Below are 10,601 nucleotides of genomic sequence, written 5' to 3'. Positions count from 1 at the left end.
CCACCCACCGACGGCGCCCCGTCAGGAGCGCGGGGAACTGCGCGACAAGGCCGCCCCTCAGGGGCGCGGGGAACTGCGCGGCCAGCCCCCACCGGGGCCGCAGTCGAAGGGGGGCGGAGGGAGGGGTCAGCCGCGGCCCGTGCGAGGGGGTTCGACCGCTCGGCCCCGGGTGGTCGTGCGCGGGCGATGCGGCTCCGCCCCGTTCGCGTGCGGCACGGACCCCGGCGGCAGGATCGCGTCGGCCGTGTTGACGCGCGGCAGGGCGTACGGATGGTGCACGGTCAGCCAGCGCAGCATCTGCTCGCGCACGGTGACCCGCACCGTCCACACGTCGTCCGCGTCCTTCGCGGTGACGAGCGCCCGCACCTCCATCGTGCTGGGCGTGGAGTCGGTCACGGCGAGACCGTAGTCGCGTCCGTCCCAGGCCGGGCACGCGCGCAGGATGTCGCGGAGCTTGTCGCGCATCTCCTCGACGGGCGCGCTGTGGTCCAGGTGGAAGAAGACCGTCCCGGTCATCTGCACCCCGCCGCGGGACCAGTTCTCGAACGGCTGCGAGGTGAAGTACGACACCGGCATCGTGAACCGGCGTTCGTCCCAGGTGCGTACGGTCAGGAAGGTGAGGGTGATCTCGTCGACCGTGCCCCACTCCCCGTTCACCACCACCGTGTCCCCGAGCCGCACCATGTCGCCGAAGGCGATCTGGAATCCGGCGAACATGTTGGCGAGCGTGGACTGCGCGGCCACACCGGCGACGATGCCGAGGATGCCGGCCGAGGCGAGCAGGGAGGCACCGGCCGCGCGCATCGCGGGGAAGGTCAGCAGCATGGCGGCGACCGCCACGACACCGACGATCGCGGAGACGACGCGCTGGATCAGCGCCACCTGCGTACGGACCCGGCGGACCCGGGCGGGATCGCGGTGGGCGTGCGCGTAGCGGGAGTACGAGGACTCGACGATGGCCGTCGCGATCCGCACCAGCAGCCAGGCCGTGGAGCCGATGAGGACCAGGGTCAGGAGCTGGCCGACCCCCGCGGAGTGTTCCTTGGTGAGTTTGGCCTCGTCGTACGAGCCTCTCAGCAGGGCCGCGCACATGACGAACTGCAGCGGAAGACGGCAGCGGCGCAGCAGGCCCCACAGCGGGACCTGGTGGTGGCGTTGATCGGCGCGTCGCAGCAGCAGGTCGACCAGCCAGCCGACGAGCAGCGTCACCACGAGCGAGCCGCCGATCACGATCAGCGGGCGAAGCACGTTCTCCATGCCTTCGACCGTAACCGGCCCATGGGGGTCACTAACCTGTGGCCCCGGTCATATCTGAGGTGACGGTTCTGTCAGTGGCGGCTGGCACCATGGGCTCATGAACATCATGCTCTTCCATTCGACCTTCGGTCTGCGGCCCGCGGTGCGGGACGCTGCGGACCGCCTGCGCGCCGCGGGACACGAGGTGTGGACGCCCGACCTCTTCGGGGGGCGCACCTTCGAGACCGTGGAGGAGGGCAGGGCGTTCAAGGACGAGCTGGGCAAGGAGGAGCTGCTCAAGCGCGCCATCCTGGCCGCGGCGCCCTACTCGGAGCGGGGGCTCGTCTATGCCGGGTTCTCGCTGGGCGCGGCGACCGCGCAGACCCTGGCGCTCGGCGACGACAAGGCCCGCGGACTGCTGCTCCTGCACGGCACGTCCGACATCGCGGAGACCGCCTCGGTGGACGAGCTGCCGGTCCAGCTGCATGTCGCCGAGCCGGACGCCTTCGAGCCGGACGACTGGCTGACGGCCTGGTATCTGCAGATGGGCAAGGTGGGGGCCGACGTGGAGATCTACAGATACGCGGGCGCGGGACACCTCTACACCGACCCCGGTCTCCCGGACTACGACGAGGAGGCCGCCGAGGCCACCTGGCGGGTGGCGCTCGGCTTCCTCGAAACGCTGTAGCCGATCAGCACAGCTGCGGGGAATCAGACCGGGTCGTACGTCCGCTCGACCTTCTGCGTGCCGCTGCGCGTGCGGTACGAACGGGCCCAGGACGCCGTCCCGTTGGGGGTGGTGCGGTCGGAGAGGACGTAGTAGTCCATCTGTGCCCGCTCGGCGGTGAGGTCGAGGACGCCGTAGCCGTGGCGGTCGGTGTCGACCCAGTGGACATGCCGGTTGGCGGCCCGGATCACCGGTGACGCCAGGGCCGAGACCGTGCCCTCGGGCACCTTGACGAGGTCGTCGAGGTTGTCGGAGGTCACCGAGGTGACGACGAACTCGGTGGCGGCGGAGGCCGACAGCGGATACGTACCGGCGTTGTGGGGCACGTCGTTGGCCCAGGCCATGTGGATGTCGCCGGTGAGGAAGACCGTGTTGCGGATCGCGTTGTCCCGCAGGTGGGCGAGGAGTTCGCGGCGGTCGTCGGTGTAGCCGTCCCACTGGTCGGTGTTGAGGGCGAGGCCCTCCTTGGGCAGGCCGAGCAGTTCGGCGAGGGGCTTGAGGAGTTCGGCGGAGAGCGAGCCGATGGCGAAGGGGGCGATCATCACGGAGTTGCCGACCAGCCGCCAGGTGGTGTCGGAGGAACGCAGGCCGGTCTTCAGCCAGTCGAGCTGCGCCCGGCCCGTGAGCGTACGGTCCGGGTCGTCCACCGTGCCGTTGCCGGTCTTGACCTGCTGCGAGCGGTAGGAGCGCAGGTCGAGCAGGGAGAGGTCGGCGAGCCTGCCGAAGCGCAGCCGCCGGTAGGTGGTGCCCTCGGTGGCGGGGCGGACCGGCATCCACTCGAAGTAGGCCTGCTTGGCGGCGGCCTGGCGGGCGGACCAGGTGCCCTCGGCGCCCTCGGTGTGGTTCTCGGCGCCGCCCGACCAGGTGTCGTTGGCGAACTCGTGGTCGTCCCAGATCGCGATGACCGGGGCCACCGCGTGCAGGGCCCGCAGGTCGGGGTCGGTCTTGTAACGGCCGTGCCGGGTGCGGTAGTCGGCGAGGGTGACGATCTCGTGCGTGGGGGCGTGCGGGCGTACGATGGTGCCCCGGGTCGCGTACTCGCCGGTGCCGTACTCGTAGATGTAGTCGCCCAGGTGCAGCCAGGCGTCCAGGTCGCCGCGCGCGGCCAGGTGCCGGTACGCCGAGAAGTATCCGGCCTCCCAGTTGGCGCAGGACACCACCCCGAAACGCATCCCGGCCACGGCCGCGTCATGGGCGGGGGCGGTGCGGGTGCGGGCGACCGGTGAGTCGGTGCCGCCGCAGGAGAAGCGGAACCAGTGGTCGGTGGCGGGCCGCAGACCGCGGACGTCCGCCTTGACGGTGTGGTCGGAGGCGGCGGTCGCGGTGGTGGAGCCCTGCGCGACGATCGTCGTGAACGCCTTGTCCGTGGCCACCGTCCAGCCGACCTCGACGTCCGGGCCGAGTCCGGAACCGGGGGTCGCCTCGGCGGTGGGCGTCACCCGGGTCCACAGGAGGATGCCGTCCGGCAGCGGGTCGCCCGAGGCGACGCCGTGCAGGAACGCGGGGGCCTCGGCGGCGCGGGCCGGCAGCGCGGCGGCGAGCGGGGCCCCGAGCACGGCGGTGGCCGCGGCCGCCTTGACCACCGTACGGCGGCTGGGGGCGGGGGAGTCGGGGCCTGAGGGGCTGGTGAGGGATCTGATGCGACTGGTCACGGCCGGTCACATTACTGATGGGTAGGGCTTTCCGTAAGGAGAAATACGTGAAGGGCGGGCGAACGTGGAGAAGTTCGCCCGCCCTTACGGAACGCGTCACCCGTGGTGCCCCACGCGGGACGCGTTACTTGGTGACGCCCGCGTCCTTGAGCGCCTTCTGCCAGTCGGCGACCGTGCTCGGGTTCGTGATCACCTTGTCGTTGATCTTGATGGTCGGCGTCGAGTCGACACCCTTGGCGTTGTCGAACGTCTTGCTCATCCTCATCGCCCAGGCGTCGTACGTGCCCTTGTTGACGGCGTCCTGGAACTTCTTGTTGTCCTTCAGCGCGTCCACCGTGTTCGCCACCTTGATCAGGTAGCTGTCCTTGGCGAGGTCGTCGGTCGTCTCCTCCGGGTGGTACTTCGTGGAGTAGAGCGCCGTCTTGTACTCCAGGAACGCCTCGGGGCTGACGTTCAGCGCGGCGCCGAGCGCGCTCACACCGTTCTTCGAGCCCTCGCCGCCGAGGTTGCCGTCGAGGAACGTGCCGAGGGTGAAGGAGAGCTTGTAGTCGCCGTCCGTCATGCCCTTGTTGACGGTCTCGCCGACCGTCTGCTCGAAGGAGGCACAGGCCGGGCAGCGCGGGTCCTCGTAGAGGTGGACCGTGTTGTCGGTCTTGGACTCGCCGATGACGACGGTCGTGCCGTTCTTGCCGCTGGTGTTGGCGGGGGCGACGACCTTCGCGTCGGCCGCCGCGTCCCACTTGGAGGGCTCGTTGTTCTGTACGACGGCGTAGCCGATGCCGCCGGCTATCGCGAGGACCGCGACGATCGAACCGGCGACGACGATCTGCCGCTTGGCCTTGTCGCGCTTGGCCTGCCGCTCGCGCTCGATGCGCAGCCGCTCACGGGCCGCCGACTTCGAGGCCTGGCTGTTCCGCTTGCTCATGATGGGTTCTCCGTGGGTGTGGCAGATGTACGGGGACTGGTGTGCTCAGGCGAAGGCGGCCGAGCACGGCGGTCCACGCCGTCCCATCGAGTGCACGAAGAGCCGCGTACGGGTGGCCGCGACCCGGCGCGTGGGCCGCGGCAGCCGGCGCACCGGAGTGAGATGCACGGTCACCGCGGCGACCGCGACCAGCAGCGGGCGGAAGGTGGCGGCGGCCATCGCGTCCAGGAGCTGGGCCAGCGCCCGCTCGCCGCGGCGCAGCCAGGCGGCGGCGAGGAGGCCGACGCCGATGTGCGCGCCGAGCAGCAGCCAGGCGGCGCCCGGGTCGGCCTGGGCGAGCAGGGCCGCGGCGGGAGTCACCTCGCCGCCCGTCACCCGGGCCAGCGGGGTGCCGACCTCGCCGCCCCCGCAGAGCACGTCGAGACCGACCGAGCGCAACGGTCCCGCGACGGGGCCGCCCGCCCTCCCGTAACAGGCGTGCTGGCCCGCGGTGAACAGCGTGTCGGCGGCCAGTTCCAGCGGGATCAGCAGGGCGGCGATCCGTCCGAAGCCGCGCTCGCGGCCCGCCAGCGCGTACGCGACGACGAAGACGGCGCCGGCGAGGGCGGCCACGGTGGCCAGTGGCAGGGGGACCCGGGACAGCAGCACGTGCGACGCGGTGCTGAGCGTCACGACCAGTGCCGTGAACAGCGCCGCGCGCACGGCTCTGAGCTGGGTCCCGGATATGTCCATGGTTCCGAAGAGTCTGTCACGTACTCCTGTAAGGGACCCCTAAAGGGTTCCTGTGGGTGGTCGTGCGTGCCTACAGACCCGGGATCCGGCCGTTGCGGAACAGGTCCACGAAGATCTGGTGGTCCTCACGCGCGCGTGCTCCGTACTCGTGCGCGAAGTCGACCAGGAGGTCGCCGAAGTTCTCCTCGTCCCCCGCGATCGCCGCGTCGATGGCGCGCTCGGTGGAGAACGGCACCAGCTCGGAGTGGCCGCTCTCGTCGTCCGCCGCGGCGTGCATGGTGGCGGTGGACCGGCCGAGGTCGGCGACGACCGCCGCGATCTCCTCCGGGTCGTCGATGTCGCCCCAGTCCAGGTCCACCGCGTACGGCGAGACCTCGGCGACCAGCTGGCCCGCGCCGTCCAGCTCGGTCCAGCCCAGCCACGGGTCGGCGTGCGCCTGCAGGGCGCGCTGGGAGATCACCGTGCGGTGGCCCTCGTGCTGGAAGTACTCACGGATCGAGGAGTCCGTGATGTGCCGCGAGACGGCCGGGGTCTGGGCCTGCTTGATGTAGATCACCACATCGTTCTCCAGGGCGTCGGTGGCGCCCTCCAGAAGGATGTTGTACGAGGGCAGCCCCGCCGAGCCGATGCCGATGCCGCGGCGGCCCACGACGTCCTTCACCCGGTAGGAGTCCGGGCGGTCCAGGGACGACTCGGGCAGCGTCTCCAGATAGCCGTCGAAGGCGGCCAGAACCTTGTAGCGGGTGGCCGCGTCCAGCTCGATGGAACCGCCGCCCGGCGCGAAGCGGCGCTCGAAGTCACGGATCTCGGTCATCGAGTCGAGCAGCCCGAAGCGGGTCAGCGAGCGCGCGTCCCGCAGGGCGTCCAGCAGCGGCCCCTGGGCGGTGTCCAGCGTGAAGGGCGGCACCTCGTCGCTCTTGGCGCCCGTCGCGAGGGCATGGATGCGCTCCCGGTACGCCGCCGCGTACGTCCGGACCAGGGAGGTGATCTGCTCGTCGCTCAGCGCCTTCGCGTAGCCGATCAGGGCCACGGAGGCCGCGAGGCGCTTGAGGTCCCAGGTGAACGGGCCGACGTACGCCTCGTCGAAGTCGTTCACGTTGAAGATCAGCCGGCCCTGGGCGTCCATGTACGTGCCGAAGTTCTCCGCGTGCAGGTCGCCGTGGATCCACACCCGGGAGGTGCGCTCGTCCAGGTACGGGCCGCCCCGCTTCTCCTGCTCCAGGTCGTGGTAGAAGAGCCCTGCCGTCCCGCGGTAGAACGCGAACGCCGAGGCCGCCATCTTCCGGAACTTCACGCGGAACGCGGCCGGATCGGCGGCCAGCAGATCGCCGAAGGCGGTATTGAAGACGGCGAGGATCTCTTCGCCGCGCTGCTCGGCGCTGAGCTGCGGAACCGACATCGCTGGGTGCCTCCTGGTGCAGGTGGTGCATGACGAGTGGGACGGAATGTGCGGTCCGCCGGAGCGGTTGTCTCCGTCATGCTCCAACGGACGGGGGTGCGCGGGAGTGCCCGTTTACCGTCCGATGAAGGTACGTCCGAAGGTACGGGGGGAAGCGCCCACCCGTCACCCGACCGCCGCCCCTCATCGAGGCGCTGCGCGCCACAGTGCTTGACTCAAGTGTCAGTGCTCAGGCATAGACTTCGTGGCTGTCCCCCCAGACTGTCCGCAGCCGGTAGGGATCTCGTCGACGCCAGTTCTTCTTGGAGGCCGAAGCCGTGTCAAAGCCGCCGTTCACGCACCTGCACGTCCACACCCAGTACTCGCTGCTGGACGGTGCCGCGCGGCTGAAGGACATGTTCGACGCGTGCAACGAGATGGGCATGTCGCACATCGCGATGTCCGACCACGGCAACCTCCACGGCGCCTACGACTTCTTCCACTCGGCCAAGAAGGCGGGCGTCACCCCGATCATCGGCATCGAGGCGTACGTCGCCCCCGAGTCACGGCGCAACAAGCGCAAGATCAAGTGGGGTCAGCCGCACCAGAAGCGCGACGACATCTCCGGCTCCGGCGGTTACACCCACAAGACGATCTGGGCGGCGAACAAGACGGGGCTGCACAACCTGTTCCGGCTCTCCTCGGACGCCTACGCGGAGGGCTGGCTGCAGAAGTGGCCCCGCATGGACAAGGAGAGCATCTCCCAGTGGTCCGAGGGATTGATCGCCTCCACGGGCTGCCCCTCCGGCGAGCTGCAGACCCGGCTGCGCCTCGGCCAGTTCGACGAGGCGGTGAAGGCCGCCTCCGAGTACCAGGACATCTTCGGCAAGGACCGGTACTTCCTGGAGCTGATGGACCACGGCATCGAGATCGAGAGCCGGGTCCGTGACGACCTCCTGCGCGTCGGCAAGAAACTGGGCATCCCGCCCCTGGTGACGAACGACTCGCACTACACGTACGCGCACGAGGCGACCGCGCACGACGCGCTGCTGTGCATCCAGACCGGCAAGAACCTCTCCGACCCGGACCGCTTCCGCTTCGACGGCACCGGTTACTACCTGAAGTCGACGGACGAGATGTATGCCGTGGACTCCTCGGACGCCTGGCAGGAAGGGTGCGCGAACACCCTCCTGGTGGCCGAGCAGATCGACACGACCGGCATGTTCGAGGCGAAGAACCTCATGCCGAAGTTCGACATCCCCGAGGGCTTCACCGAGGTCACCTGGTTCCAGGAGGAGGTGCGCCGCGGCATGGCGCGCCGCTTCCCCGGCGGCGTCCCCGACGACCGCCAGAAGCAGGCCGAGTACGAGATGGACGTCATCATCCAGATGGGGTTCCCGGGGTACTTCCTCGTCGTCGCCGACTTCATCATGTGGGCCAAGAAGCAGGGCATCGCGGTCGGCCCCGGCCGAGGCTCGGCGGCCGGTTCGATCGTGTCGTACGCCATGGGCATCACCGACCTCGACCCGATCCCGCACGGTCTGATCTTCGAGCGGTTCCTGAACCCCGAGCGCGTCTCCATGCCCGACGTCGACATCGACTTCGACGAGCGCAGGCGCGTCGAGGTGATCAGGTATGTGACCGAGAAGTACGGCGCCGACAAGGTCGCCATGATCGGCACGTACGGCAAGATCAAGGCGAAGAACGCCATCAAGGACTCCGCGCGCGTGCTGGGCTACCCGTACGCGATGGGTGACCGGCTCACCAAGGCGATGCCCGCCGACGTCCTCGGCAAGGGCATCGACCTGAACGGCATCACCGACCCCAAGCACCCGCGCTACGGCGAGGCCGGCGAGATCCGCGGGATGTACGAGAACGAGCCGGACGTCAAGAAGGTCATCGACACCGCGAAGGGCGTCGAGGGCCTGGTCCGCCAGATGGGTGTGCACGCGGCCGGCGTGATCATGTCCAGCGAGCCCATCGTCGACCACGCCCCGGTCTGGGTGCGGCACACCGACAACGTCACGATCACCCAGTGGGACTATCCGCAGTGCGAGTCGCTCGGCCTGCTCAAGATGGACTTCCTGGGCCTGCGCAACCTCACGATCATGGACGACGCCATCAAGATGGTGAAGGCCAACAAGGGCATCGACCTGGAGATGCTCTCCCTCCCGCTGGACGACCCCAAGACCTTCGAACTGCTCTGCCGCGGTGACACCCTCGGCGTCTTCCAGTTCGACGGCGGCCCCATGCGCTCGCTGCTCCGCCAGATGCAGCCCGACAACTTCGAGGACATCTCCGCCGTCTCGGCCCTCTACCGGCCGGGCCCGATGGGCATGAACTCGCACATCAACTACGCGGAGCGCAAGAACAAGCGCCAGGAGATCACCCCGATCCACAAGGAGCTGGAGGAGCCGCTCGAAGAGGTCCTGGCGGTCACCTACGGCCTGATCGTCTACCAGGAGCAGGTCCAGAAGGCCGCCCAGATCATCGCCGGCTACTCGCTCGGCGAGGCCGACATCCTGCGCCGCGTGATGGGCAAGAAGAAGCCCGACGAGCTGGCGAAGAACTTCGTCCTCTTCCAGGAGGGCGCCCAGAAGAACGGCTACAGCGCCGAGGCGATCCAGGCCCTGTGGGACGTACTGGTCCCGTTCGCCGGCTACGCGTTCAACAAGGCCCACTCGGCCGCGTACGGACTGGTCTCGTACTGGACCGGCTATCTGAAGGCGAACTACCCGGCCGAGTACATGGCCGCGCTGCTCACCTCGGTCAAGGACGACAAGGACAAGTCGGCGGTCTACCTGAACGAGTGCCGGCGCATGAAGATCAAGGTCCTGCCGCCGAACGTCAACGAGTCCGAGCAGAACTTCGCCGCGCAGGGCGACGACGTGATCCTCTTCGGCCTCTCCGCCGTCCGCAACGTCGGCACGAACGTCGTCGAGTCGATCATCCGCAGCCGCAAGGCCAAGGGGAAGTACAACTCGTTCCCCGACTACCTCGACAAGGTCGAGGCCGCCGCCTGCAACAAGCGCACCACGGAATCCCTCATCAAGGCCGGCGCCTTCGACACGATGGGACACACCCGCAAGGGCCTTACCGCGCACTTCGAGCCGATGATCGACAACGTGGTCGCGGTGAAGCGGAAGGAGGCCGAGGGACAGTTCGACCTCTTCGGCGGCATGGGCGAGGCCGACAACAGCGAGCCCGGCTTCGGGCTCGACGTCGAGTTCACCACCGACGAGTGGGACAAGGCCTATCTGCTCGCCCAGGAGCGGGAGATGCTCGGCCTGTACGTCTCCGACCACCCGCTCTTCGGCCTGGAGCACGTGCTGTCCGACAAGGCCGACGCGGGCATCGCGCAGCTCACCGGCGGCGAGCACGGGGACGGCGCGGTCGTCACCATCGGCGGCATCATCTCCGGCCTCCAGCGCAAGATGACCAAGCAGGGCAACGCGTGGGCCATCGCCACCGTCGAGGACCTCGCCGGTTCCATCGAGTGCATGTTCTTCCCGGCGACGTACCAGCTGGTGTCGACGCAACTCGTCGAGGACGCCGTGGTGTTCGTCAAGGGACGCCTCGACAAGCGTGAGGACGTGCCGCGGCTGGTCGCGATGGAACTGCAGGTCCCCGACCTGTCGAACGCGGGCACCAACGCGCCCGTGATCCTCACCATCCCGGCCCTGAAGATCACGCCGCCCATGGTCAGCAGGCTCGGCGAGATCCTCAGCCACCACCGGGGCGAGAGCGAGGTGCGGATCCGGCTCCAGGGCCCGAGCAAGACCACGGTCCTGCGGCTCGACCGGCACCGGGTGAAGCCCGACCCCGCGCTCTTCGGAGACCTGAAGGTACTGCTGGGCCCGGCCTGCCTGGCGGTCACCGGCTGACGGGCCGACGGGCCTCCGGTTCTCCCGGTCTCCGGACCGGCGCGAGGGGCGCACCCGTGCACGGGTG

The 10,601-nt window shown here is 69.2% G+C and carries 7 protein-coding genes; 2 read left to right on the top strand and 5 right to left on the bottom strand.

Going from position 1 to position 10,601, the window contains the following annotated elements:
* Positions 1-126: 126 nt before the first annotated feature.
* Positions 127-1,257 (bottom strand): mechanosensitive ion channel family protein, encoded by a 1,131-nt coding sequence (locus tag ACFWGJ_RS35675; protein ID WP_387332897.1) that lies wholly within the window; start codon positions 1,255-1,257, stop codon positions 127-129.
* Positions 1,258-1,354: 97 nt separating this feature from the next.
* On the opposite strand from ACFWGJ_RS35675, the gene ACFWGJ_RS35670 reads away from it, so the two are divergent.
* A complete protein-coding gene (locus ACFWGJ_RS35670) occupies positions 1,355-1,924 on the top strand; it encodes a dienelactone hydrolase family protein (protein ID WP_387332895.1) in 570 nt (189 codons plus the stop codon).
* A gap of 23 nt (positions 1,925-1,947) precedes the next feature.
* Here the strand turns inward: ACFWGJ_RS35670 and ACFWGJ_RS35665 are convergent, their stop codons facing one another.
* The 4 genes from ACFWGJ_RS35665 to ACFWGJ_RS35650 all read right to left on the bottom strand — a co-directional run bounded on the left by ACFWGJ_RS35665 (position 1,948) and on the right by ACFWGJ_RS35650 (position 6,671).
* On the bottom strand, positions 1,948-3,615 hold the full coding sequence (locus tag ACFWGJ_RS35665; RefSeq protein ID WP_387332893.1) for an alkaline phosphatase D family protein: 1,668 nt from the start codon (positions 3,613-3,615) through the stop codon (positions 1,948-1,950).
* A gap of 124 nt (positions 3,616-3,739) precedes the next feature.
* Positions 3,740-4,540: a DsbA family protein gene (locus tag ACFWGJ_RS35660; protein ID WP_387332891.1), complete on the bottom strand. Its 801-nt coding sequence runs from the start codon at positions 4,538-4,540 to the stop codon at positions 3,740-3,742.
* A 45-nt stretch (positions 4,541-4,585) separates the two neighbouring features.
* Complete coding sequence (locus tag ACFWGJ_RS35655; protein WP_387332889.1) at positions 4,586-5,272, bottom strand: hypothetical protein; 687 nt, start codon at positions 5,270-5,272, stop codon at positions 4,586-4,588.
* Between the two features lie 70 nt (positions 5,273-5,342).
* A complete protein-coding gene (locus ACFWGJ_RS35650; protein WP_387332887.1) occupies positions 5,343-6,671 on the bottom strand; it encodes a DUF2252 domain-containing protein in 1,329 nt (442 codons plus the stop codon).
* A gap of 317 nt (positions 6,672-6,988) precedes the next feature.
* Here ACFWGJ_RS35650 and dnaE point away from each other — a divergent pair, with 317 nt between their 5' ends.
* Positions 6,989-10,534: a DNA polymerase III subunit alpha gene (dnaE, locus tag ACFWGJ_RS35645; RefSeq protein WP_387332885.1), complete on the top strand. Its 3,546-nt coding sequence runs from the start codon at positions 6,989-6,991 to the stop codon at positions 10,532-10,534.
* Positions 10,535-10,601: the final 67 nt, after the last annotated feature.

The organism is Streptomyces sp. NPDC060205, from assembly GCF_042728395.1.
Classification (GTDB): Bacteria; Actinomycetota; Actinomycetes; order Streptomycetales; family Streptomycetaceae; genus Streptomyces.
This window is presented reverse-complemented; position numbering and strand designations above follow the sequence as displayed.